The organism is Sphingomonas aquatilis, assembly GCF_014196115.1.
GTDB classification, from domain to species: domain Bacteria; phylum Pseudomonadota; class Alphaproteobacteria; order Sphingomonadales; family Sphingomonadaceae; genus Sphingomonas; species Sphingomonas aquatilis.
The window spans coordinates 560,480-583,551 of sequence record NZ_JACIDB010000001.1; the positions used below are offsets into that span (position 1 = coordinate 560,480).

Consider the following 23,072-nt stretch of genomic DNA (forward strand, 5'->3'; position numbering starts at 1 on the left):
GCGCAATAGCATTCATGCTCTTCTGGACATGGGGGGACGACGTGAAGAACGGATATTCGGGGTTCCGGGGGGGTATGCCGCGGTACAAGAACATGGGTCTGGCGATGCTGCTGACGGCCTCGTCCCTGGCGGGACTGATGGCGCCGATGAGCGCACACGCCCAGCAGGCCGATGTCAGCGTCAGCATTCCGGCCCAGCCGCTGGGCGATGCGCTGACGCAGTTTGCGCAACAGGCCCAGCTGCAGCTCAGCCTCGACACGACGCTGGTGGCGGGCAAGCGCTCGGCGGGGGTGTCGGGGCGGATGGACCGGGCGCGGGCGCTCGACCGGTTGCTGGCGGGCAGCGGCCTCGACTGGCGTGTCACCGACGGTGTGCTGACGGTACGGCAGGCCCCCGCGCGCGCTGCGGCCGAGGCGCAGACAGCGCCGCTTGTTACCGACGCCTTGCAGGTGGAGGGCGATGGCGCGCCGCGCGATGTCGCGGAGGCACGCGCCCAGCGTGGCCACGACACCGTGTTCGACGCTGATTATTCCAGCGGGTACAAGGACCGTGCGGAGATCGAGCGCTACAAGGGCGTCACGACGTCGGACCTGCTGACCGGCATGGTCAACGTCCTGAGCGGCGATGCGCGCAACAGCGGCGCGCTCGATCCCAGCATTCGCGGCATCCAGGGGCCGGGGCGCGTGCCCGTGGTGATCGACGGCACCGAACAGGCGCTAACCGTCTGGCGCGGCTATAATGGCGCGAGCAACCGGGCCTATGTCGACCCCAACCTGATCTCGGGCCTCCAGGTGCTGCGCGGGCCGACCGACAAGGGCAATATTCGTAGTTCGACCGGCGGTGCGGTCGTCATCAACACGCTGGACGCCGACGACGTGCTGCGGCCCGGGCGCACCTTCGGCCTCGACCTGCGACTGGAGGGGGGCGACAACTCGACCGATCCGCGCCTGCCGACGCTGCTGACGGGGCGCGACTATCGCACCGTGCCCGGCTTTCCTCAGACGTCGCCCAGCTTCGCGCTGAAGGATCCCTATCTGCGGATCGTGCCGCGGACCGGATCGGATAACCATTTCCTGTCGTTCGGCGACCGTGCCGTGCGTGTCGCCGGCGCGGTGCGGATCGAGGGGCTGGACCTCTTCGCTGCCTATGCCTTTCGCGAGCGGGGCAATTATTTCTCCGGAACGACCGGGGCGGACTATTACGAGCAGTCGAGCCTGCCATCCCGGAACCTGAACCGTATCCGCCGGATGGCGCTGGGTTTCGCGCCCGGCAACGAAGTGCCCAACACCTCCAGCGATCTGGAGTCGGTGCTGCTGAAGGCCACCTGGCACATCGCCGACGACCAGTATCTACTGGTCAGCCTGCGCGACAGCGTCACCCGCTATGGCGAGATCATGCCGTCGCGCATCCCGATCGACACGGGTAATGTCCAATGGCCGCTCAGCAAGGTCCATGCCCGCGCCTATAATGCGGAATATAAGTGGCAGCCGGACAGTCGCTGGATCGACCTGAAGGCCAATCTCTGGGCCACCGACACAAGGAGCGACACCTATAATTCCGGCGGGATGCCTAATTTCGCGACCTTTGACGATCCGATCATCATCGACAATGCCCGCGCCAATGCGATGAACGATCGCTACGGTTTCAACGCCAGCAACACCCTGCGCCTCGGCACGAAGCTCGACCTGACGCTCAGCGGCAACTGGCAGCATGAGACGCTGGCGTCGCACGACATCTACAATGCGGCGAATTTCCAGGGCTGGCGGCAATTCCCCCGCGCGGGACGGCGCGAGGAGTTCCTGGTCCGGCTGGACGGGGAGTGGCGGCCCGCGAGCTTCCTGAAGCTGAACGCCGGGCTGAGCTATGCCGGATATTGGGCGGTGGACGATTTCGCGCGCGACCAGATCGCCAAGGGGAATCCGAACCTGAAATCTGTCCTCTTCAAAGGCTACAAGTCATCGTTCAAAGTCCGGGGCATTGGGGAGGCGTTCTTCCGGCGATACTACACGCAGAGCTTGTTTGCAGACTTCCCTGCTGCGGAGGTTGAAGAATTTATCGCGAGGGCTCTGCCGAAATATCTGGCAAACCCTTATTCGATCACGTTCAATCAAGCTGGCCCGGTCTGGGCACCCGACGCGCAGGGGCGTTACAATCGGACAGACAATCCCTGCCTGAACGGGACAATGAACAGCATACCGGGCGCTACGACCTGCAATCTCAGCATTATTTCAACGACCGTCCCGATCGCTGCACCGCGTCGTTCGGCCCACAACTGGGCGCCGAGCCTTTCGGCCACCGTCTATGCCGACGATCATACCCGCGCCTATGCCCGCTATATCGAGACGTGGCGCTTTCCGAGCATGTTCGAAAGCACGCTGGGCTTTTCGGCGTCGTTCAACCCAGCGGCACCACTGCGGCCTGAACACGCCAAGCTTTACGAGGTCGGTCTGGTCCGCGATCTGCGCAGTCTGTTGCGGCTGAACCGGGAGGATCAGCGCGCCGACGTCAAGCTGACCTTCTATCGCAACCACATCACCGATGTGGTCGAGCGATCGACCAATCTTCAGTTTAGCAATATCCAGGGACAGACGATTGCCGGGATAGAGGCGGAGGCGCGGATCGACACCGGCGGATTCTACACGCAGTTCGGCGCGGCCTTCATGACGACAAATCGGGTCTGTGACGCAAGCGTCGCTGCTCTCGCCGACCGAAAGAACGGTAGCATTCCCGATTGCGTAAAATATGGCTTCCCGGATGGCTTCCTGCTGACCCAGGCGACGCCCGAAGAGACGGTCAACTGGACGATCGGCGGGCGCTTCTTCGAGAAGCGGCTCGAGATCGGCGGACGGCTGACCTATTACAGCCGCTACGACAATCCGCTGTTCCAGAGGATCGCCGACCTTCCGCGCGAGCAGCAGCTCGACGTCTATTCGCTCAACGTGCCGTTCAGCTGGGGCGAGATCGTCACCGCCGATGCCTATGTCCGATACCGGCTGAACGACCGTTTCTCGGCCGAGCTGGTCGGGACCAACCTCAACGATCGTTATTATGCGGACCCGCTGACCCGTTCGATGATGCCCGCCCCCGGGCGCACCGTCCGGCTGAGCCTGACGGGCCGCTTCTGACGATCCCGCCATTCGACCCCGCCGTCGATGTCCTTCCTGAAAGCCGGACAGTCACGGCGGGGCCGGATCGATGCGCCCGAAGCGATCGGGCGCACACAACCGCAGGAGTAATAGCATGACCTCCATCACAATGAAGACCATCGTTCTTGCTGGGCTCGCCACGGTCTTGGCCGCTGGTTCGGCGCAGGCCCAATTCGCCGGTGGTTCCAGCGACACCGACAAGGTGACGGTCGGCGAGAGCAATGTGGATGGCGGCCCCCATGTTTCGGGGCGCGCCGGTATCGCCGTACCGGGAACCGAGGGCAAGCGCGTAGACTTCCAAGGTCTCAGCCTTTACGCCGCGCCCGACCTGAATGGGGTGCGCCATCTGAACATGGCGACCAGCGATACAGCCGATCACAGCAGCTATGGCGACTTCCGTTTCGCCCGCGTCGGCTCGGCCGATCTGTGGTTCGGCGAATGGTCGCAGACGGGCAACGCCACGGCGGGCGATCACACCGTCTATTATGTCGGCAACACCAGCGGCACGACCGTCCCGACCAGCGGCACCGCGACCTATTCGGTCAAGGGCATCAGCGACTATGCCAACAAGGGCGTGCTGACCGGCACACTGACCGCCAATTTCGCGTCGGGTTCGTCGGGCACGCTGCGTGGCAGCCTGTCCAACGCCTCGACCGGGGCGGGCGTCAATATCGGTACGGCGCAGATCAACGGGGCCAACTTCTCTGGCGATGCCGCCGTCGCCACCCAGTCGGGTGCCACCCTCGCGTCTGGCGGCGCGGTAAGAGGTCGCTTCTTCGGCGCCAATGCCGCGGCGCTGGCCGGGACCGTCAAGTTCGACGGTGCGCGTCAGCACGACACCGCCTTCGGCGGCACGAAGAACTGACGCGAAGGGCTGGGGCTCCTGTCTCTCCCTTGCGGGAGCCCCGGCTTTGTGCCGATCCGATGCGCCACGCCGTCTCCCCCTATCTCCTGACGCTCGCCACGCTGTGGCTGGCCGCGCCCGCTTCCGGCCAGAGTGCCCGGAGCGAGGATAACCGCCTGCGTCTCGACCCCGGCATCGATCGCCGGACCACGCCCCAGGAACGCGAGGCGATCGAGGGGGCCGATCCACAGGATCGCATCACCATCGACGGACAGGTGTATTCGGTCGGCCATAACCCGGACGATCTGGGCCGGGCGCTGTACCTGTCGGTAGCACGCAAGAACTGGGCGGATGCCCGCCGCTTCCTGCCACCGTATCTGGCGCTGGCCCGCCATGATCCGATGCTGGTCGCCTGGGCGCGCGGTGGCCTCGCGCGCAGTGACGGGCGGCTGGGCGAGGCCGAGCGCCAGTACCGCGCCCTGCTGGCGATCCAGCCCGACTTCCTGCCGGGGCGGCTGGAGCTTGGCCGCGTGCTGTTCGAGAACCGGAAGGACCGAGAGGCCCGCCGCCTGTTCCGCGCGATCCGTGATGAACTGGCGGCGCAGGGCGAGCAGGCCGCCGGGGTTCGCCGGACGGTCGACACCTTCCTCGCCGCGCTCGACCGGCGGGGCGGCTGGCAGGGCATGATCGCGGCGGGGCCGGGCTATAGCAGCAATCTCAACCAGACCTCCGCCAGCCAGACCTGCCTGCTGGTCGGGGTGGACGGCACCTGCCTGATCGACCGCACGCTGCCACCGGCGATCGCCTCCGTCGGCCTCAACGTCGAGGGGAGCGTCAGTCGCCGGTTCGCGCTGAAGGGGCAGGGTGGGCTGTTGGCCCGGGCCTTCGTCTATGGCGATCTCTGGCCTGGGCATGGCGCATTCGATCAGGCGACGTTGACCGCGCAGATCGGCTATGATCATCAGACCGCGAGGCGCAGCCTGACCCTGTCGCCGACCATCGACCTGGCGAGCCTGGGTGATCGGCTGCTCTATACCGCGCCCGGCCTTCGCGCCGAGGCGATGGTCACCCCGTCGCCCGACACCGCCCTGCGGCTGGAGGTCGCGCGCCGGGTCTTCGATTATCGCCGGAGTTTCGACGATCTCGACGGTGCGCTGACCGAAGCGTCTCTGACCGGCTGGTGGTCGCGCCCGCGCGGCTGGACGCTGTTTGCCGGTATCGAGGCGGGCGACAAGCAGGCGGGTGAACGCGCCAATGCCTATCGCCATGTCGGGGCGCGACTGGGGGTGGTGCACGGCTTTGCCGACTGGGCCGAACTGACGCTGATCGGGTCGGTGCGGCATCGCGATTACGGGGCCTATAGCGAATTGCTGGAGGCCGTCCGCCACGACCGAGAGGCGAACCTGACCGCCGTCCTCCGCCTGCCCAAGCTGCGTCTCGCCGGGCTGACGCCCAACATCCTTCTCCAGCACAATCGGGTGAAGAGCAATGTCGACTGGCTCTATTCCTTTCATCGCACCGCCGCGAGCATCAGGTTGGAACATGCCTTCTGAGGCCGGGCCCAGCGGCTATCGCCAGCCGGTGCAGGCGCGCGCGTTCGGAACCGGGGCGATGGTGGCCACCGGGCTGCTGGGGATCGTGTTGCTCAGCATCCGGGTGACCGCGCCGCCGACCCCGGTGGCCGACGCCGGGTCGATGGCGGTGTTCGTCGCGGAGGCGATCCCGCTTGATCGGCCTGTGCTCGATCCAGCGGAGCCGCCGCCCGCGCCGCCGCCGCCCGATGCCACGCCACCCCGTCCGACGGCGGCGCTCCCGTCCACCATGGCTCCGGCGGTATCCGTGATCGCCGCCCCGTCATCGGTCGGACCGCCCTCCGCCGCGCCGCTGGCTCAGCCTGTGGATGCGGTTGCGCTGCCTTCCTCGCCCTCATCCGGGACGAAGCCGGTCGAAAGCCCTGCGACGACCGCCCCGGCCGCTTCGGCGGCGGCGGCAGCAGCAGCAGCAGCGGACTGGCGGGCACGGCTGCTCGGTCATCTCAAACGCTATCGTCGCTATCCGCGCCAGGCGGAGGCCGCGCGGCAACAGGGCGTCGCCCGCATCGCCATCACCCTGCACCGTTCGGGCGAGGTGATCGCCGTCGAACTCGTCCATGGCAGCGGCTACCCGCTGCTCGACATGGAGGCGCGGAGCACGGTGCGCCGTGCCGCGCCCTTGCCCGCAGTCGATGACGCCGTTCCCGGCGATCCGGTCACCGTCGAGGTGCCGATCGAATTCGCCCTGCACCGCTGATCCTTTCCCGTTCTTTCAGGAGTATCGCCATGACCCCGATCGCGTCCCCATCCCAGCCGAGCACCCCGATGGCCGCGTCCGCCCGGCCGATATCCCGTTCGCAGCGGCTGATGCAGGCCACGCGCAGTGCGCATGACGGACTGGACAACCGGATCATCTCGGCCGAGCCCTTTCAGGACCGCGATCATTATGTCCGGCTTTTGGAGATGCAGTATCGCTTTCATCGCGCCATCGAGGGGCTCTACTCGCGGTCACTGCCGCTCCCGGCGACGCTGGACCTGCCCGCCCGGCGGCGGCTGGACCGCGTAAGACAGGATCTGGAGGATCTGGGTCGGTCGCCGCCGGAGAATGAAGGGGTTCGGCCATTCCACACCGCCCGGGTCGACGCCGCCACGGCGATCGGCTGGCTGTGGGTCGCCGAGGGATCGACGCTAGGCGCGGCGTCACTGTTGAAGCGCGCGGCGGCCCTGGGGCTCGACGAGACGTTCGGCGCGCGTCACCTGGCTGGGCACCCGGACGGGCGCGCAAAGGCCTGGAAGCATTTCACGGCGGCGGTCGATGCGCTGGACCTGGATCAGGTGGGTGACGCGCTGATGCTCAACGGCGCGCGCGACGCTTTCCTCTATGTGCGGAAACTGGCCGATGACAGCTTTGCGTGAAGTGAGCCGGGTGAGGCGGGCGATCCGGTTCGGCTGGCTGGCGCTGGGGGTATTCTGCGTCGGGTTGGGCATCGTCGGCGCGTTGCTACCGCTGATGCCGACCACGATCTTCCTGATCCTGGCGGCGGGATGCTTTGCCCGTTCCTCGCCCCGGCTGGAGGCGTGGCTGCTCGATCATCCGCGATTCGGCCCGACCTTGCGCGCGTGGCGGCGGGATGGCGCCATGAGCCGCCGGGCCAAGGGGATGGCCTGTGGCGGCATGGCGATCGGCTATGCGATCTTCGTCGCGGTCGCGCATCCACCCGTCAGCGTGCTGTCCGTCGTAACGCTCATCATGTCGGGCTGCGCCGTTTACATTTGTACCCGGCCGGCCATGTTGTCGTGATACAACAGCCCATAGACTATGTGTGAAGCATTCCTATGTCGTCAGGCTGTTGTGCTTGAGCGACCAGCATGCCCGTGCATTCGGATGCTGTTCGAGCTCGTCCTTTACCCACTCGCCAGCGAGCTCTTCCGCGACGGCCGCAGCGGGCCCGCCGTTATAGAGACCAGCTGGTGACCCCTTCGGGAGGCGTTGATCCAGCGTAAAAAGCGCGTATTTCTACGGTTTTCGTGGGTTGCTTCCCCATCGGTTTGTACATACGGCCCGTACCCGCGTGCAGCAGCTATTTGATCATGGCATCGACCACCGTCAAGTGGTGCAAACAGGTCCCCGAACTGCTTTCTATTAAGCGCCTGTACCAACTGACAGGCCGTGCTGCTCGGTTCAGACGATATCCTCTGCAACAGGCCAGGCGTAAGGCACGGGCGACGTGACCCCACCTGGCTGGAATGTTCGGTGGAGCAGGAGATCGCGGCGGGCGACCACGACATCATCCTCTTCCGGCTCCACCGCGCCGCGACCGCAGGAGGGATCATGTGGCTGGTGTTTCATTCCAGCGTTTTTCACACGCTGACACCGATCGTGTAGCGCCGGAGCGGGGATCGCAACCGGTTTCTCACTGGCCGCGATCTTCGATCGATCACGCTTGCGGCATGGCTTCGGGAACGATCGTCTTCACGATCGAGGCATCGAGAGCCTCGTAATCGTGCAGTCCGATCACATCGTAGAGTTCGGCCCGTGTCTGCATCCGCTCGACCACGTTGTGCGTGCCGCCATCGCGCTGGATCGCGGCGTATAGCTCTTCTTGCGCCTTGTTGGCGACGCGTAAGGACGACACCGGCCAGATCACCATCTTGTACCCCATCGCCTCGAACTCTTGTGCCGTAAAGAACGGGGTCTTGCCGAACTCGGTCATGTTGGCGAGCAGCGGCACGCCCGGCATCGCGGCCGCGAACGCCTCGAACATCTCGCGACTGGTCAACCCTTCCGGGAAGATCGCGTCCGCACCTGCCTCGACATAGGCCCGTGCGCGCTCGACCGCGGCATCGAAGCCATCGACCCCGACCGCATCGGTGCGGGCGACGATCACCAGATCCCGCGCCGCCTTCCTCGCGGCTGCAACTTTGGCCGCCATGTCGACGGTCGGGACCAGGCTCTTGCCGTTCAGGTGCCCGCATTTCTTGGGCAGGATCTGGTCCTCGAGATGAACCGCACCGGCCCCAGCATCCTCGAACGTCCGCACCATGTGCATGACGTTCAGCGCCTCGCCATAGCCGGTGTCGCCATCGACCAGCAGCGGCAGCGCGGCCGAGCGGGCGATCTGGCGGATGAAAAAGGCGACTTCATCGATGGTGATAATGCCGAGATCGGGGAGGCCCATCGACGCGGTCATCGCCGCCCCCGACAGGTAGAGCCCATCAAACCCGGCGTTGCGGGCCTGGATCGCGGAATGGCCGTTATGGGCGCCTGGCAGACGGTAGATCCCCGGTCGCGACAACGCGGCGCGGAAGCGCTTGCCCGCGGATTCGGTCGGCAGTTCGGCAGCAACGAGATACGGCAAAGCAAGATACTCCTTCAGGCAGCGAGATGGTCACCGCGGGCGGCGAGCGGCACCCAGGCGAGGTCTTCGGGGCCGGTGTAGTTGGCGGACGGGCGAATGATCTTGTTGTCCTGGCGCTGCTCGATGACATGCGCCGCCCAACCGCTGGTGCGCGCGATGACGAACAGCGGCGTGAACATCGCGGTCGGCACGCCCATCAGGTTGTAGGAAACGGCCGAGAACCAGTCGAGGTTCGGGAACATCCGCTTGGCGTCCCACATCACCTCCTCGATGCGCGCAGCGACAGCGAACTGGCGCTGGGCACCTGCCTCGTCGGCGAGCGCCCTGGCGACGCGCTTGATGACGACGTTGCGGGGGTCAGCCACTGTATAGACCGGGTGGCCGAAGCCAATCACGACTTCCCTGGCCTCGACGCGGCGACGGATGTCGGCTTCAGCCTCGTCAGGCGTCGCGTACCGCTTCTGGATTTCATAGGCGACCTCGTTCGCGCCGCCATGCTTTGGACCGCGCAGGGCGCCGATCGCGCCGGCGACGGCCGAATACATGTCCGAGCCGGTGCCGGCGATCACGCGGGCGGTGAAGGTCGAGGCGTTGAATTCATGCTCGGCGTAGAGGATGAGCGAGGTGTGCATGGCGCTGACGAAGCTGTCGGATGGTGCCTCGCCGTGCAGCAGATGGAGGAAGTGACCACCGATGCTGTCGTCGTCGGTTTCCACCTCGATCCGGCGACCATGGTGCGCGAAATGATACCAGTAGAGCAGGATCGATCCGAGCGAGGCCATCAGCCGGTCGGCGATGTCGCGCGCGTCGGCGACATTGTGATCGTGCGTTTCGGGCAGGACGCAGCCCAGCGCCGACACGCCCGAGCGCATGACGTCCATCGGGTGCGCCGCGGCGGGAATCGCCTCCAACGCCTCCTTCACCGAGCGCGGGAGACCACGTAAAGTCCGCAGCTTCTTCTTGTAGGACGCGAGCTGCGCCGCGGTCGGCAGCGCACCGTGCACCAGCAAATGGGCGATTTCCTCGAACTCGCTCGTCTCGGCGAAGTCGAGAATGTCATAGCCGCGATAATGCAGGTCGTTGCCGGTTCGGCCGACGGTGCACAGCGCGGTGTTTCCGGCCGTCACGCCCGAGAGCGCGACCGATTTCTTCGGCTTGAAGGTGGTTACGTCGTTCATCGGTCTGACTTTCCTCTCAGAAACTGTCGGCGGGGACGCGGATATGACCGTCCATCAGCACCCGCGCGCTGCGGCTCATGACCGCCTTGGTGATGATCCATTGTCCGTTCGCCTGGTGGGCCTCGGCACCGACACCCAAGCTGCCGGAAGGGTGGCCGAAACGGATCGATGTCCGCTCGCCGCCCCCGGCGGCCTTGTTGACCAGCGTGCCTGGTACAGCCGCTGCGGCGGCAATCGCGACGGAGGCGGTGCCCATCATCGCGTGGTGGAGCTTGCCCATCGACAGCGCGCGGACCAGCAGGTCGACCTCGTCGGCCACCACCTCCCGGCCGCTCGACGTGCGATGGTCGATGGGCGGTGCGACGAAGGCGATGGCCGGTGCCCGCGCCGTCTTGGCGATGCCCATCACCTCAGCGCCGGCCGTGCGCAGCGCCTCGAAGCGGGCGAGCGCGTCCGCGTCACCATTGATGGCGTCGCGCAGCTCGGCGCCGGTATATCCCAGATCCTCCGCCGCGACGAAGACGGTCGGCACTCCGGCATTGATGAGGGTCGCCAGGATCACACCGCCCGGCACGACGACGTCGTCGACCTTCAGCGTGTCGACCAGATGGCCGGTCGGGAACAGCGCGTCCGACGCATCGGCGGGGTCGACGAACTCCAGAACGATCTCGGCGGCCGGGAAGGCGACCCCGTCGAGCTCGAAATCACCCGTCTCGATGACTTGCCCATCGGCGACCGGCACATGGGCGACGATCGTCTTGCCGATATTCGCCTGCCAGATGCGAACCGTGCAGAGGCCGTCACCTGCGCGGGCGGCATCGACATAGCCGGCCGCAATCGCGAACGCCCCGACCGCCGTCGACAGATTTCCGCAATTGCTCGACCAGTCGAGCGCACCGCTCTCGATCGCGATCTGCCCATAGAGGTAATCGACGTCATGGTCCGCACGCGTCGCCGGGGAGACGATCACGCATTTCGACGTGCTGGACGTCGCGCCACCCATGCCGTCGATATGCGCGGCATAAGGGTCGGGGCTGCCGATGACGCGGGCGAACAGCCGGTCGCGCGCGGCGCCCGGCGTCTGCGCGCGTTCGGGCAGGTCTTCGAGCCGGAAGAACACGCCCTTGCTGGTGCCGCCACGCATATAGGTGGCCGGGATGCGGAGCTGCGGCGTCATGCTGCCGCACTCGACGCGAGAAAGTCCTGCGCGAAGCGTTGCAGCACGCCGCCCGCCTCGTAGATCGACACCTCTTCGGCGGTGTCGAGACGGCACTGCACCGGCACCTCCGTCCGCAACCCATTGGCCCGGTGGATGACGAGCGTCAGCTCGGCGCGCGCATTGGGCGTCCCCACCACGTCGAAGGTCTCGGTGCCGTCCAGCTTCAGGTTGAGGCGGGTGGTGCCGGGCTGGAACTCCAGCGGCAGCACGCCCATGCCGATGAGGTTGGTGCGGTGAATGCGCTCGAACCCTTCGGCGACGATCGCCTCGACGCCTGCGAGCCGGACGCCCTTCGCGGCCCAGTCGCGCGACGATCCCTGCCCGTAATCGGCACCGGCGATGATGATGAGCGGTTGCCGGCGACCGAGATAGGTTTCGATCGCCTCCCACATGCGAACGATCGTGCCATCGGGCTCGATCCGGGCGAGGCTGCCCTTCTTCACTACGCCGTCGACCACTGCCATTTCGTTGACGAGCTGAGGATTGGCGAAGGTCGCGCGCATCGCCGTCAGGTGATCGCCGCGATGGGTGGCGTAGGAGTTATAATCCTCCTCCGGCACCCCCATCGCGGTAAGATACTCGCCCGCCGCGCTGGTCGGCAGGATCGCGTTCGATGGCGACAGGTGGTCGGTGGTGATGTTGTCGGGCAGGATCGCGAGCGGGCGCATCTCCGTGAGCGTGCGCGGACTGGCGGCAAGCGCACCCAGACCATCGGTGTCCCAATAGGGCGGCCGGCGGATGTAGGTCGATTGCGGACGCCAGTCGTAGAGTGGGCTGACCGGCGCGCTGCCGTCGCCTGAGCGGGCGAACATCGGCTCGTACACGTCGCGGAACTGCTCTGCCTTCACATGGTCGCGCACGATCGCGTCGATCTCGGCATCGCTCGGCCACAGGTCGGCAAGCCTGACGTCGCGGCCATCCGGTGCGATGCCGAGCACGTCCTTCTCGATATCGAGCCGGATCGTGCCGGCGATGGCATAGGCGACGACCAGCGGCGGTGACGCGAGGAACGCCTGTTTAGCGTAAGGGTGGATGCGGCCGTCGAAGTTGCGGTTCCCCGACAGGACGGCGGTCGTGTAAAGGTCGCGCTCGACGATCTCGCGCTGAATCACCGGATCGAGCGCCCCCGACATGCCGTTGCAGGTCGTGCAGGCGAAGCCGACGATGCCGAAACCGAGCTGTTCCAGCTCGCGCAGCAGGTCGGCTTCTTCGAGATAGAGCGCGGGCACCCGCGATCCGGGCGCGAAGCTGGTCTTGACCCACGGCTTGCGCGTCAGGCCGAGCGCATTGGCCCTCTGCGCCACCAGCCCCGCCGCGACGACGTTGCGGGGGTTCGAGGTATTGGTGCAGCTCGTGATCGCTGCGATGATGACGGCACCGTCCGGGATTAGTCCTTCGCGCTCCTGCGCGACGGCACCTTCGAGATCCTTCGCTACGCCGCGGTCGTGGAGCGCGGCGGTCGGCAGGCGCCGGTGCGGATTCGATGGGCCGGCAAGGTTGCGCTCGACGCCGCCCAGATCGAAGGTCAGCACCCGCTCATACTGTGCGGTCGCCAGCGCATCGCCCCAAAGGCCGGTTGCCTTGGCATAGGTCTCGACCAGCGCGACCTGTTCGGGCGCGCGATTGGTCAGCAGCAGATAGTCGAGCGTCTGTTGGTCGATGTAGAACATCGCTGCGGTCGCGCCATATTCCGGGCACATGTTGGAAATGGTCGCGCGATCGCCGATCGACAGGCTGTCGGCACCGGGGCCGAAGAACTCCAGCCAGGCTCCGACGACGCGCTCCTTGCGCAGGAACTCGGTCAGCGCGAGGACGATGTCGGTCGCCGTGATCCCCTCCGGCCGCCGCCCCGTCAGCTTCACCCCGACGATATCGGGGAGGCGCATCATCGACGGGCGGCCGAGCATGACCGTCTCCGCCTCAAGGCCACCGACACCCACCGCGATCACGCCCAGCGCGTCGACATGCGGCGTGTGGCTGTCCGTGCCCACGCAGGTATCCGGGAAGGCGACGCCGTCACGCACCTGGATCACCGGTGACATCTTCTCCAGATTGATCTGGTGCATGATGCCGTTGCCCGCCGGCACCACGTCGACATTGTCGAACGCGCGCTTGGTCCACTCGATGAAGTCGAAGCGGTCTTCGTTGCGCCGATCCTCGATCGCGCGGTTCTTGGCGAAGGCGTCGGGATCGAAGCCGCCATGCTCGACCGCCAAGCTGTGGTCGACGATGAGCTGGGTCGGCACGACGGGATTGACCTTGGCGGGGTCGCCGCCCTGATCCGCGATGGCGTCGCGCAGACCCGCGAGATCGACCAGCGCGGTCTGGCCAAGGATGTCGTGGCAGACGACGCGGGCCGGATACCAAGGGAAATCAAGATCACGCCGGCGATCGGCGATCTGGATCAGCGCGTCGTTCAACAGTGCGGGGTCGCACCGGCGGACCAGTTGCTCGGCCAGCACGCGCGCGACGTACGCAAGCGTGTCATAGGCGCCGGGGCGGATCGCCTCGATCGCGGCACGCGCATCGAAGTAGGTGAGAGCTGTGCCGTCGAGCGGCTTCTGGTAAACAGTGTTCATGGGGCTCCCGGGGTCCATTGGGCGAGCCGCGTGGCGATCGACGCGCTCGGTCGGGTAAAGGTCGAGAAGGTGAAGCGGCCAGCGGCGACCATGCAGTCGCATCCCGCTGCGTCGCGCCCGCAGGCGAAGACGGCGACGACGAGGCCATCGTCGGTCTGGCTGACGCATGATGCCTCGAATACGACCTTATCCAGCACAGCGCGCAGTTCGATGTCGTGGCAGCGATGGAGCGAAACGCTTCCACCCAGGACATCCCGCGCGCGGGCCGTGGCTGCTCCGAGGACGCGGTCGAGAAGGTCGGCACCTTGCGGTTGGGCGGCAGCAAGCATATTCGCATAATCCGCAAACAGTCGCGCTTTCACAGGGCTGAAAGCGTGAAGTCCTGCGAAGGTCGATTAGCAAATCTGCGAAGGTTGCGAATTTATGGTGGCGCGCAAGGCATTCATCGGGGTTCGGCTTCGGCGCTTGCGCGAGGAGCGCAAGCTGAAGCAGGTCGAGCTTGCCCAGGCGCTCGGCATCTCGCCCAGCTATCTCAACCAGCTCGAACAGAACCAGCGTCCGCTGACCGTCCCGATCCTGCTGAAGCTGAACGCCGCCTTCGGTGTCGACGTTCAAATTTTCTCAGAGGACGATGAGGCACGCCTGATGACCGACATTCGCGATGCGATCGCCGACGTCGAGGAGGCGGTGTCCGTTGCCGAACTGCGCGAGCTGGCGACGAACATGCCCGCAGTCGGCCGCACGCTGGTCGCGCTGCATCGGCGGTATCGCGATGCGGTCGAGCGCGGCGACGCGATGGCGGCTGAGCTGGGCGACGAATGGAGCATCGGGGACCGCGCCCGCCAGCCCTTCGAGCAGGTCCGCGACTTCTTCTACGCGCGCCACAACCATGTCGAGTTGCTGGATGAAGCGGCCGAACGCCTCTATCGCGACGCGGGTCTGAGCCCGCGCACGCTTCACGACGGCCTGACGGCATGGTTGAAAGCGCGCCACGGGATCGCGGTGCTGACCGATATTACCACCGCGCCACGTCGCTTCGATCCCGCCGCACAAGCGCTAACGCTGTCCGCCTCGCTGACACCGGGCCAGCGCGTGTTCCAGATGGCGACCCAGCTCGCCTTTCTCGAATTGGGCGAAGTGATCGACGACCTTGCCGACGATCCCGTCCTCGCCGATGCGGAGGCGCGCCGCCTGGGACGGATCGGCCTCGCCAACTATTTTGCAGGCGCGTTGGTCCTCCCCTACGCCGACTTCCTGACTGCCGCCGAAGCCGAGCGGTATGACATTGAGCGCCTTGGGCGGCGCTTCGGTGTGGGGTTCGAGACGATCTGCCACCGCCTGTCGACGCTCCAGCGGGCGGGTGCGCGCGGCGTGCCCTTCTTCTTCGTTCGCGTCGACCGTGCGGGCAATATCTCGAAGCGGCAATCGGCGACCGACTTCCACTTTTCGCGTGTCGGGGGGACCTGCCCGCTCTGGAACGTCTATGAGGCATTCACTCAGCCGGGCCGTGTGCTGCGTCAGGTTGCACAGATGCCCGATGGGCGCAGCTATCTATGGGTCGCGCGGACAGTGGCGAGCGGGTCTGCCGGATTCGGGGACCCGGAGAAGGTGTTCGCAATTGGGCTCGGCTGCGACCTGCGCCATGCGGGGCAGCTCGTCTATTCGCGTGGGCTCGATCTGGCCGATCCTTCGTTCGCGACGCCCATCGGCGCCGGGTGCAAGGTGTGTGAGCGCCCAGCGTGCCCGCAGCGGGCGTTTCCGCCGATCGGGCGTGCGCTCACCATTGACGAGAACACTGCCGCCCCGGTGCCCTATCCCGTCGCCTGACGCTCGGCGCTGGCATCAGCTCGCCGCCATGCGGCGATGATCGACGGATCGGCCACCAGCTTGCCTCCGGAAGACGTCGAGGCGATGCTCGCTGCCGGGAATTATAGGGGTATCGTTCACGCCATTGAAGAGCGGCTGGTACAGCCAGTTCAAGCAGGTACTGCGCAACGCCTTCACCCGCAACGGCACCATCCCGCCCGCCGACTATCTGGTTGCCGAGCTGTTTTCCGACACGCTCATCACCCCCAATAGGCGACACACAGTCAGCCCAGCATTTAGGTCACTGCCTCGGTCTCGCGTGATGAACGAATGGCAGAAAGCGGGAAGCGGTCTGGCAGCTTAGATTGACGGCTATTGGGTCCGGGCGGTCGGCCGTGCAACCGATCCTGCCTAGCCTACACCCCCGACGGCGCGAGGTGAAACATAACAGGGGCGGGCGACTGACACACCCGTGCTCCTCGTCCGGTCAAGCCACTGGGGTTAAGAACTGTCGCATGGATGTCCCGCATCCGCTCATTGTTTGCTAACTGCCTTCGTGACAAGCTGGTGAAGTCAGAGGGGGTGACGATGAACCGAGTTCGGGTGTTCGGGGCAGCATACTGCATCGGTTTCATGCTCGTGGTGGCGATCGGCTATGTGCCGCAATTTCATGACGCCGATGGCAATCTGTTCGGGCTGTTCAAGCTCGACCTTTATGACGACAGCCTGCACTTTTTTTCCGGTCTGTGGGCGGGGATCGCCGCGTGGAGGTCCTATGGCGCGACACGCCGTTATTTCCGCCTGTTTGGGCCACTCTATTTCGCAGACGGTGTGATGGGGCTGTTCCTGGGCAGCAGCTATTTGGATGGCGGTATCTTCCTGTACGGACCAGTCCGGGAGTCACTGTATGCTCACGTCTTCGCCAACCTGCCGCACCTCGTGATCGGTGGTGTCGCGATCTGGGTAGGTTATCGGTTGGCGCGGGTGCCTGAGGGGGCAGCGCGGCCAACGTTGGCATGAGGCGCCGCTGGCGCTTGGCGGCGCTGGCCGGCGGGCTGATGGCGGCCATTGTGCTGGTGCCGATGGCGTATATCGAGGTGGGCTGCCGGGCGCCGCTGCCGGGCCTCGTCGCCGCGCCTGACCATACTCCGCTTCTCCCCGCAGCCGATCGGCGGCCGGAGGCGCGCACATTTCTCACATATCCCGAATGGCACATCGTCTACGAAGCGGAAGCCTTTGCGCGGCACTTGGCCGCCGGCCAACCGCCGAGCAGCTCTGCCTATGGCGAGCAGATTGGACAGTGCTGGACAAGCTATTGCACCGTCAACCGGATCACCCGCACAAGCCCGGAATCAGGCGCGGCAAAGGTGACGATCTACACGATCGGCATCAGCTACACGGTCGAGCTGGCGGTCAAGGCCGTCTATGAGCGGACGATCGGGCGACTGTTCGAAGCGACGAGCGGGTGGGACAGCGCCGATGACCGCCATGGCGCGCACGTCCAGCAACGCTATGGCGCCTTCCTGCATGAAACGCCCTGGTACCGATTTCCTTTCCGCGAAGCGCTGAAAGGCGAATGGCAGACTCGGGAGCCGACGCTGCATGCCCGGCATTGGGAACGCCGGTTCGCTTTGTCGGCGGAATACGGGGTCAAGGCGCTCTACGCCAAGGCGATCGATGCTGCGACCGGCGCTACCGTTGGGCGTGACGAGCCGACGCTACGGTTGGTGGTGCGCGGCGACCCTGCCGTCCTCCGCGCCGTTGACCCGCGCTTGAAGGTGGTCGGATCGCTGCCTAGTGGGCTGACGGTGGTGGAGGCGCCGCGTTATCAGCAGTTCAACGATCTGCTGGCGAAGTTGTCGGCTACGCAGGTTCAACTGGTCGAGATCGCAGGCAACCGCACGATCTTCGCCACCTTGATCCTGCCTGACCGCGTGCCTCCACCGGGACCCGCCGTGCTGGCGATGCCTATCGACCGGACGGGTTGGCGACGCGTCGGGGTCGTTGTTCCGGTCGCCCGCTTGCTCCCCCTGATGACGCGCGTCCGCGCGCTCGGCGGCACGGTTGAGCATGTCTACGACTATTAAGGCGGTTGGCCGTGCCGTCGCCCAACTCGCCGTGGTGCTCGGCGCATGGGTCCTGATCCTGTTGGCAATGCCCTTCGTCGGGCCGGCCGGCCGGCAAGTGGCGGTAATCGGCGATGGACCGGCGGCCGTGCGGGTCATCGCCGCGGCGGGTGGGCGCGTCGTGGAGGTCCGCCGTGGCGCGACGCTGGCCCGCGGCGACGATGCCGGCTTCGTTCGCCGGCTTTACGCCAATGGCGCGCGCGCGGTGATCGAGGGTCGGATCGGCGCCGGCTGCTTCGCGACCAAGGGCGCGTAGCGGGCGTACCAGGTGTTGCTGAAAAGCCCATGCGGATCCCAGTCGCGCTTGGCGGCGAAGAAGGTGCCGATCTCGGGATAGGCGCGCTCGAGCTGTGCGGGCGTATAGTGCAGCTGATAGGGAAGGAAGAAGCGGCCGCCGTGGCTGGCGGTGAGGTCAATGAGTTCGCTGGTCAGCCGCCGCATCGCCGCCGTGCCTTGAGGCGTGGTCGGCTGGTTGAGGTAGAGCACTACCGAAAACGCTGGCGCGGGCGCGTAGCTCAGCGCGTTATCCTCCGCGCCCACCGCCCGGATCGACGCGTTGACGAGGTTGGCGTGCTCGCGTTCGAAAATCGCGCGCATGCCGTCAATGAACGGCACAATCTGCGCGCGCGGGACGAAATACTCGTGGAGGATGTCGGTCTCGCCCGGCAGGTCGTTGAACAGATAGGCGACCGAATCGTGCATGGGGTCGTTGCGCGCGACCAGGCACGCCTCGCCCGACCCCTGCGCCTGCGCTCGCGTTATCGTGCAGCTTTCGAACCGGTGCTCAAGATGCTTCTCGCTCCACCATTTCCAACGCTTGAACGTGTCGTTGCGCTTGGCGAGGTTGACGGTCACGCGGCGGATTTTGGTGGAGGTCACTTCCGATAGGACCGCGCGGTTCAGCGCCTGATCTTCGGGATGCTTGGTGTAGGTGTACACCAACGCCTCGCGCAGCAGGCTGCCGGGCGAGGTCGACAGGTGGACATAGCTGAGCCCGACGCGGGGGTCGGCGGCAATCCGCTCGAAAGTGGCCGGGAAGGCGCGATAGTCGATGATCTCGCGGCCGGAGCGATAGACGTCGTTGGGCACCACATCGAGCGTCGCCGACAGGATCACGCCGAACAGCCCGTAGCCGCCGACCACATGCCGGAACAGCTCCGCATTCTCGTCGCGCGACGCGGTGACCACCCGGCCGTCTGCAAGCATCAGCCGGACGCTGCGCAACGAGCCCATCACCGCGCCCGCCTGATGATCCATGCCGTGCGCGTTGACGCTGATCGCCCCCCCGACGGAGAAGATGTCGGTGGACTGCATCGCCTTCACCGCGAACCGCGGATGCACGGCAAGCTGGATCGCGTGCCAGGTCGCGCCGCTGCCCACCGTGACAGTGCGTGCCGCAGGGTCGAGCCGGATCGCGTCCATGCCGCGCATGTCGAGCACCACGCCCCCGGAGCGGAACGCCTGACCGCCCATCGAGTGCTTCACGCCCGCTGCAGAAACGGTAAGCCCGTGGGCGCTGGCATAACGCAGCGCCGTGGCGACATCGGCCTCGCTTCGCACGCGGACGACGCCGGCGACGGGCGTGCGGCTGAGGCAGCTCGCGTCATTGACATGGCCGCCGCGCTGCGCCCAATTAGGTTCGCGCACGGCGGCAGCGCGGGGCCGCTCCTGCGGCAGCGGCGGCAGCACGGTGGCGCAGTCCTTGGGGCCGGCGGGATCGGCAGCCAGCGGCGCGACATAGGCGGCCACCCCGGCGGCGGCGAGCGCCAGGATGGAGGTTCCAACCAACAGGCGCTGATGCTTCATCGGACCGGCTCCGCGATGGCGGCGTCGAGCGCCGGCAGGAAATGAACGGGACTTCGATATGAGGCACATGGCCGACGCCGGGCAGGCGGGTGATCGGCGTACCCAACAGTCGAGAAAGGCGCAGGCCCTGGATAATGTTGTGCGCCATGGCGCAACAAATCAAACAAATGCAAGTCGGCTATAAGTTCCAATAAATCTCAAAACAGTACCGCTTTTCGGCGCTCTGAAGGCATATGCCCCAGGTTCGAGTCCTGTCGGGTGTGACAAAATCGCCAAGTGCCTTCTTGAATAGCTTTGATCGTCGTCCGACCATCACGGGTCGGACTCGTCTGGTATGCTGAACGCCGCGCCTGTCCTGACGCGCTATCGCTACATTCCATCGTTGCTACGAATAGGGTCGATCACGAGGATTAGGCGCTGTCCGCCCGTGGCCGCGATGGGGGGCGATCGGTGGAGGACGGTCGGGGGATCGAGCAGCATCCGGCCTTTGAAGACGCCGACTGCGCCGGTCGGTACCTCGTAGATTGCATCTGCCGCCGCGGCGCGGCACCATTGGGTTCCCGGCCCGACATAGGTGCATAGCAGCCGCAGCGTGACATAGTCGGCATGGAAACGCCGGCAGGCATCGGTCTCGATCACTTCGAGCCGCAGGCGCAGGCGATCGTCGCCGGTCAGCGCTGCCTGCCGCCGGAGCAGGAGGTCGATGTCCGCAGCAAGCGAGGTGGCGATATCGTCGGGGTAGCCGGCGTCGCGCAGCGCGTCATCGAGCGGCGCGTCCGCGTCGAGGTCTAGCGTCACGTCATCGACCGTGTCGAGGTCCAGCGCAGCCAATCCGGCCTTCACCGCGTCGGGAAGCGGGCGCCACCAGATCGCCAGCGCTGTTTTCGGGCGGGCGATCGCGTCGAGCGACGTGCGATCATAACCAAAGGCGACGACGTCCTCCAGCATGGCGGGCGTCATACGGAGGTCTCCAGCTGGCGCTCACCCCAGGCCGGGAATGGGTCTGGCAGCGACGTCCACAGCGTCGGGGTAAAGGCAGAGGCGGCCACCAAGCATGCGTCGAGCCGGCGCCGAATGAAGGGTTGGTTCATGTTTATGCCTATGAATACGATTTCCTGTCGGCGGTCGCCCCAGATGTCGTCCCAATGCTGGGCAACGAAGTCTTCGAAGCGGCCGTCGTCGGGCCAGTGATGCTTGGGGACCGCGGCCCACCAGCGGCCCATCCGCGAGGTGGTCGTCTGGCTGCCCGCCACCGCCAGTTCGCCGACCCAGTCGGGGCGCGTCGCGAGCCAGAAATGCCCCTTGGCCCGCACGACATTTTCGAGCCCGCCCTCGGTCAGGAACGCATAAAATCGCGCAGGATCGAACGGCGCGCGGGCGCGATAGACGAAGCTTTCGATCCCATATTCCTCGGTTTCGGGCTGATGGTGGGCATAGCCGTACAGCTCCTTGGCCCACAGCGGGTGGCGCGCCGCTTTCTCTTCGTCGAACATCCCGGTGGCGAGCACGAGGTCGAGGTCGACGCGCCCGTGATCGGCAGTCACGATCACCGCATCGGCATTCAGGCTGGCGACGAGCTTCTTGACCGTGGCCAATTGCTCCGCGGACACCGACGAGGCCTTGTTGACGATCACGACGTCGGCGAACTCGATCTGCTCGACCAACAGGCCGACGAGGCTGCGCGTATCGTCTTCCCCCATGCTCTCGCCGCGATCGGCGAGGAAATCCTGGCTGGAATAATCGGCCAGCAGGTTGAGCGCGTCGACCACCGTCACCATCGTGTCGAGGCGCGCGACGTCGCCCAGCGACACCCCATCTTCGTCACGGAAGGAGAAGGTGGTGGCGACCGGCAGGGGTTCGGAAATGCCGGTCGATTCGATCACCAGATAGTCGAACCGCCCGGCCTCCGCGAGCGTGCGCACCTCGGCGAGCAGATCGTCGCGCAAGGTGCAGCAGATGCAGCCGTTGGTCATTTCGACCAGGGCTTCCTCCGACCGCGACAGTGCCGCTTCGCCGCCGCGCACCAGATCGGCGTCGATGTTCACTTCCGACATGTCGTTGACGATCACCGCCACGCGCCGCCCTTCGCGATTGGCGAGGATATGGTTCAGCAGCGTCGTCTTGCCCGCGCCGAGGAAGCCGGACAGGACGGTCACGGGCAGGCGGGTGTCGGATGGGGAGAGGGTTGCCATGATGACGGTCCAATGTGATATGTTACAACATGACCTATCCAGAGATGCGCAACGATGTCCAGTGACATCCTGATCATGAAACCGCGTGGACCGATGCAGGTGACGGCAAGCCGTGGTGGCACCGCGGCGAGGCGTGCGGCATGAGCAGCGTTCCAGAGGGGCCGGGCACGCGTATTCCCGTGTCGGTGCTGACCGGCTTTCTCGGCAGCGGCAAGACGACCGTCCTCAACCATCTGGTCCGGTCCCCCGGCATGGCGCGGGCATTGGTCGTCATCAACGAATTCGGCGCGGTGGGGCTGGATCACGAATTGATCGCCCGCTCGAACGAGGATCTGGTCGTCGAGATGATGGGCGGCTGCCTGTGCTGCACCATCCGCGGCGACCTGTCGCGCACGCTGCGCGACGCGCCGTGGCGCTTCGCCCGCGACGGCGCGTGCTGGTTCGACCGGGTGGTGATCGAAACCACCGGGCTGGCCGATCCCGCACCGATCCTGCACACGCTGATGACCGATCCGCAGCTGGCGCCGCTCTATCGGCTGGACGCGGTCATCGCGACGGTCGATGCGGCGGCGGGCATGGCGACGCTGGACGCCCAGCCGGAAGCGGTGAAGCAGGCGGCCGTCGCCGACCGGCTGCTGCTGACCAAGACCGACCTTGCCGATGCGACGTCACAGCAGGCGATCCGCGACCGGCTGGCCGCGCTGAACCCCGGTGCGCCGATCATCGCGGTGACCAATGGCGCTGTCGATCCGGCATCGCTGTTCGACGTGGGGCTATGGGACCCGGCCAGCAAGAGCGAGGACGTCAATCGCTGGCTGGCGCACGAGGCCGCGCATGCCGGCCATCACCACCATCACCATCATGACGTGAACCGGCACGATGCCGGTATCCGCGCGACCTGCCTGACGTTCGATACGCCGCTGGAGCCGCTCGCCTTCGATCGCTGGCTGGGGCTGCTGACCATGTTCAAGGGCGCCGACCTGCTGCGCGTGAAGGGCATCGTGAACCTCGTCGGGCATGACGCGCCGGTGGTGATTCACGGGGTGCAGCACGTCTTCCACCCGCCCATCGAACTCGATCGCTGGCCGTCGGCGGACCGGCGCACGCGGATGGTATTCGTCACGCGCAACATCGATCCCGAAGAATTGCGGGGCACGTTGGCGCTGATGACCGTGGGCCTGAACGGTGTCGACCTACAGGGGGCTGATCGAGAGCGTGACGCCGTAATGGTCGGCGTGATCCGGGGCGACGACGCTGCCGCCTCCGCGCGCGCGTAGCGATCGCG

Annotated in this window: 20 protein-coding genes; 12 read left to right on the forward strand and 8 right to left on the reverse strand. The window is 66.0% G+C overall.

Annotated elements, in window-relative coordinates:
* Window positions 1-74 precede the first annotated feature (74 nt).
* The 7 genes from GGR47_RS02565 (at window position 75) to GGR47_RS19260 (ending at window position 7,908) form a co-directional block, all read left to right on the forward strand.
* Window positions 75-3,125 carry a TonB-dependent receptor gene (locus GGR47_RS02565; protein ID WP_244304920.1) on the forward strand — a complete coding sequence of 1,017 codons (3,051 nt, stop codon included), beginning with the start codon at window positions 75-77 and terminating at the stop codon, window positions 3,123-3,125.
* Between the two features lie 115 nt (window positions 3,126-3,240).
* Window positions 3,241-4,011 (forward strand): Slam-dependent surface lipoprotein, encoded by a 771-nt coding sequence (locus tag GGR47_RS02570; RefSeq protein WP_244304919.1) that lies wholly within the window; start codon window positions 3,241-3,243, stop codon window positions 4,009-4,011.
* A 59-nt stretch (window positions 4,012-4,070) separates the two neighbouring features.
* The gene (locus GGR47_RS02575; RefSeq protein ID WP_147034805.1) at window positions 4,071-5,543 is read left to right on the forward strand and encodes a surface lipoprotein assembly modifier; all 1,473 of its coding nucleotides are present in this window, start codon (window positions 4,071-4,073) and stop codon (window positions 5,541-5,543) included.
* Window positions 5,533-6,279 carry an energy transducer TonB gene (locus GGR47_RS02580; protein ID WP_167509677.1) on the forward strand — a complete coding sequence of 249 codons (747 nt, stop codon included), beginning with the start codon at window positions 5,533-5,535 and terminating at the stop codon, window positions 6,277-6,279. The genes GGR47_RS02575 and GGR47_RS02580 overlap by 11 nt, the downstream gene beginning before the upstream one ends.
* Before the next feature lie 29 nt (window positions 6,280-6,308).
* Window positions 6,309-6,938 carry a biliverdin-producing heme oxygenase gene (locus GGR47_RS02585; RefSeq protein ID WP_244304918.1) on the forward strand — a complete coding sequence of 210 codons (630 nt, stop codon included), beginning with the start codon at window positions 6,309-6,311 and terminating at the stop codon, window positions 6,936-6,938.
* Window positions 6,922-7,323 carry a YbaN family protein gene (locus tag GGR47_RS02590; protein WP_147034803.1) on the forward strand — a complete coding sequence of 134 codons (402 nt, stop codon included), beginning with the start codon at window positions 6,922-6,924 and terminating at the stop codon, window positions 7,321-7,323. Before GGR47_RS02585 ends, GGR47_RS02590 begins: the two co-directional genes overlap by 17 nt.
* Before the next feature lie 453 nt (window positions 7,324-7,776).
* On the forward strand, window positions 7,777-7,908 hold the full coding sequence (locus GGR47_RS19260) for a hypothetical protein (protein ID WP_276509289.1): 132 nt from the start codon (window positions 7,777-7,779) through the stop codon (window positions 7,906-7,908).
* Window positions 7,909-7,960: 52 nt separating this feature from the next.
* On the opposite strand, the gene prpB is transcribed toward GGR47_RS19260, so the two are convergent.
* Genes prpB through GGR47_RS02615 form a run of 5 tightly spaced genes read right to left on the reverse strand, consistent with a single transcriptional unit; the run spans window position 7,961 to window position 14,186 of the window.
* Entirely contained in the window at window positions 7,961-8,881 is a 921-nt protein-coding gene (gene prpB / locus GGR47_RS02595; protein ID WP_147034802.1) for a methylisocitrate lyase, read from the reverse strand.
* Between the two features lie 14 nt (window positions 8,882-8,895).
* Window positions 8,896-10,059 carry a bifunctional 2-methylcitrate synthase/citrate synthase gene (gene prpC, locus GGR47_RS02600; protein ID WP_147034801.1) on the reverse strand — a complete coding sequence of 388 codons (1,164 nt, stop codon included), beginning with the start codon at window positions 10,057-10,059 and terminating at the stop codon, window positions 8,896-8,898.
* Window positions 10,060-10,075: 16 nt separating this feature from the next.
* Complete coding sequence (gene prpF / locus GGR47_RS02605) at window positions 10,076-11,236, reverse strand: 2-methylaconitate cis-trans isomerase PrpF (RefSeq protein ID WP_147034800.1); 1,161 nt, start codon at window positions 11,234-11,236, stop codon at window positions 10,076-10,078.
* A complete protein-coding gene (acnD, locus tag GGR47_RS02610) occupies window positions 11,233-13,857 on the reverse strand; it encodes a Fe/S-dependent 2-methylisocitrate dehydratase AcnD (RefSeq protein WP_183949420.1) in 2,625 nt (874 codons plus the stop codon). Before acnD ends, prpF begins: the two co-directional genes overlap by 4 nt.
* A complete protein-coding gene (locus GGR47_RS02615) occupies window positions 13,854-14,186 on the reverse strand; it encodes a hypothetical protein (protein ID WP_221204573.1) in 333 nt (110 codons plus the stop codon). The genes acnD and GGR47_RS02615 overlap by 4 nt, the downstream gene beginning before the upstream one ends.
* Window positions 14,187-14,280: 94 nt before the next feature.
* Between GGR47_RS02615 and GGR47_RS02620 the strand changes: the two genes are divergently transcribed.
* From GGR47_RS02620 to GGR47_RS02635, 4 genes are all read left to right on the forward strand, one after another.
* Window positions 14,281-15,684: a short-chain fatty acyl-CoA regulator family protein gene (locus GGR47_RS02620; protein WP_147034797.1), complete on the forward strand. Its 1,404-nt coding sequence runs from the start codon at window positions 14,281-14,283 to the stop codon at window positions 15,682-15,684.
* Window positions 15,685-16,182: 498 nt separating this feature from the next.
* The gene (locus tag GGR47_RS02625) at window positions 16,183-16,683 is read left to right on the forward strand and encodes a DUF4383 domain-containing protein (RefSeq protein WP_244304917.1); all 501 of its coding nucleotides are present in this window, start codon (window positions 16,183-16,185) and stop codon (window positions 16,681-16,683) included.
* Complete coding sequence (locus GGR47_RS02630) at window positions 16,680-17,750, forward strand: hypothetical protein (RefSeq protein WP_147034795.1); 1,071 nt, start codon at window positions 16,680-16,682, stop codon at window positions 17,748-17,750. Before GGR47_RS02625 ends, GGR47_RS02630 begins: the two co-directional genes overlap by 4 nt.
* A complete protein-coding gene (locus GGR47_RS02635) occupies window positions 17,734-18,045 on the forward strand; it encodes a hypothetical protein (RefSeq protein WP_221204574.1) in 312 nt (103 codons plus the stop codon). Before GGR47_RS02630 ends, GGR47_RS02635 begins: the two co-directional genes overlap by 17 nt.
* Here GGR47_RS02635 and GGR47_RS02640 read toward each other — a convergent pair.
* The 3 genes from GGR47_RS02640 to GGR47_RS02650 form a co-directional block, all read right to left on the reverse strand.
* Complete coding sequence (locus GGR47_RS02640; protein WP_147034794.1) at window positions 17,973-19,595, reverse strand: FAD-binding oxidoreductase; 1,623 nt, start codon at window positions 19,593-19,595, stop codon at window positions 17,973-17,975. The genes GGR47_RS02635 and GGR47_RS02640 overlap by 73 nt on opposite strands.
* Window positions 19,596-19,964: 369 nt before the next feature.
* Complete coding sequence (locus GGR47_RS02645; protein ID WP_147034793.1) at window positions 19,965-20,555, reverse strand: DUF1826 domain-containing protein; 591 nt, start codon at window positions 20,553-20,555, stop codon at window positions 19,965-19,967.
* Window positions 20,552-21,787: a GTP-binding protein gene (locus GGR47_RS02650; protein ID WP_183949421.1), complete on the reverse strand. Its 1,236-nt coding sequence runs from the start codon at window positions 21,785-21,787 to the stop codon at window positions 20,552-20,554. Before GGR47_RS02650 ends, GGR47_RS02645 begins: the two co-directional genes overlap by 4 nt.
* Window positions 21,788-21,927: 140 nt before the next feature.
* Between GGR47_RS02650 and GGR47_RS02655 the strand changes: the two genes are divergently transcribed.
* The gene (locus GGR47_RS02655) at window positions 21,928-23,064 is read left to right on the forward strand and encodes a CobW family GTP-binding protein (RefSeq protein WP_147034792.1); all 1,137 of its coding nucleotides are present in this window, start codon (window positions 21,928-21,930) and stop codon (window positions 23,062-23,064) included.
* The last annotated feature ends 8 nt before the right edge of the window (window positions 23,065-23,072 follow it).

Excerpts from the sequence above, each read along its gene's own strand:
- prpC (WP_147034801.1), bottom strand. The coding sequence starts at position 10,059 with ATGAACGACGTAACCACCTTCAAGCCGAAGAAATCGGTCGCGCTCTCG.
- GGR47_RS02585 (WP_244304918.1), top strand. The coding sequence starts at position 6,309 with ATGACCCCGATCGCGTCCCCATCCCAGCCGAGCACCCCGATGGCCGCG.
- GGR47_RS02645 (WP_147034793.1), bottom strand. The coding sequence starts at position 20,555 with ATGACGCCCGCCATGCTGGAGGACGTCGTCGCCTTTGGTTATGATCGC.
- acnD (WP_183949420.1), bottom strand. The coding sequence starts at position 13,857 with ATGAACACTGTTTACCAGAAGCCGCTCGACGGCACAGCTCTCACCTAC.
- GGR47_RS02620 (WP_147034797.1), top strand. The coding sequence starts at position 14,281 with ATGGTGGCGCGCAAGGCATTCATCGGGGTTCGGCTTCGGCGCTTGCGC.
- GGR47_RS02640 (WP_147034794.1), bottom strand. The coding sequence starts at position 19,595 with ATGAAGCATCAGCGCCTGTTGGTTGGAACCTCCATCCTGGCGCTCGCC.
- GGR47_RS02635 (WP_221204574.1), top strand. The coding sequence starts at position 17,734 with ATGTCTACGACTATTAAGGCGGTTGGCCGTGCCGTCGCCCAACTCGCC.
- GGR47_RS02650 (WP_183949421.1), bottom strand. The coding sequence starts at position 21,787 with ATGGCAACCCTCTCCCCATCCGACACCCGCCTGCCCGTGACCGTCCTG.
- GGR47_RS02630 (WP_147034795.1), top strand. The coding sequence starts at position 16,680 with ATGAGGCGCCGCTGGCGCTTGGCGGCGCTGGCCGGCGGGCTGATGGCG.
- GGR47_RS02590 (WP_147034803.1), top strand. The coding sequence starts at position 6,922 with ATGACAGCTTTGCGTGAAGTGAGCCGGGTGAGGCGGGCGATCCGGTTC.
- GGR47_RS02580 (WP_167509677.1), top strand. The coding sequence starts at position 5,533 with ATGCCTTCTGAGGCCGGGCCCAGCGGCTATCGCCAGCCGGTGCAGGCG.
- GGR47_RS02565 (WP_244304920.1), top strand. The coding sequence starts at position 75 with ATGCCGCGGTACAAGAACATGGGTCTGGCGATGCTGCTGACGGCCTCG.
- GGR47_RS02615 (WP_221204573.1), bottom strand. The coding sequence starts at position 14,186 with ATGCTTGCTGCCGCCCAACCGCAAGGTGCCGACCTTCTCGACCGCGTC.
- GGR47_RS02575 (WP_147034805.1), top strand. The coding sequence starts at position 4,071 with ATGCGCCACGCCGTCTCCCCCTATCTCCTGACGCTCGCCACGCTGTGG.
- GGR47_RS02625 (WP_244304917.1), top strand. The coding sequence starts at position 16,183 with ATGTCCCGCATCCGCTCATTGTTTGCTAACTGCCTTCGTGACAAGCTG.
- prpF (WP_147034800.1), bottom strand. The coding sequence starts at position 11,236 with ATGACGCCGCAGCTCCGCATCCCGGCCACCTATATGCGTGGCGGCACC.
- GGR47_RS02570 (WP_244304919.1), top strand. The coding sequence starts at position 3,241 with ATGACCTCCATCACAATGAAGACCATCGTTCTTGCTGGGCTCGCCACG.
- GGR47_RS02655 (WP_147034792.1), top strand. The coding sequence starts at position 21,928 with ATGAGCAGCGTTCCAGAGGGGCCGGGCACGCGTATTCCCGTGTCGGTG.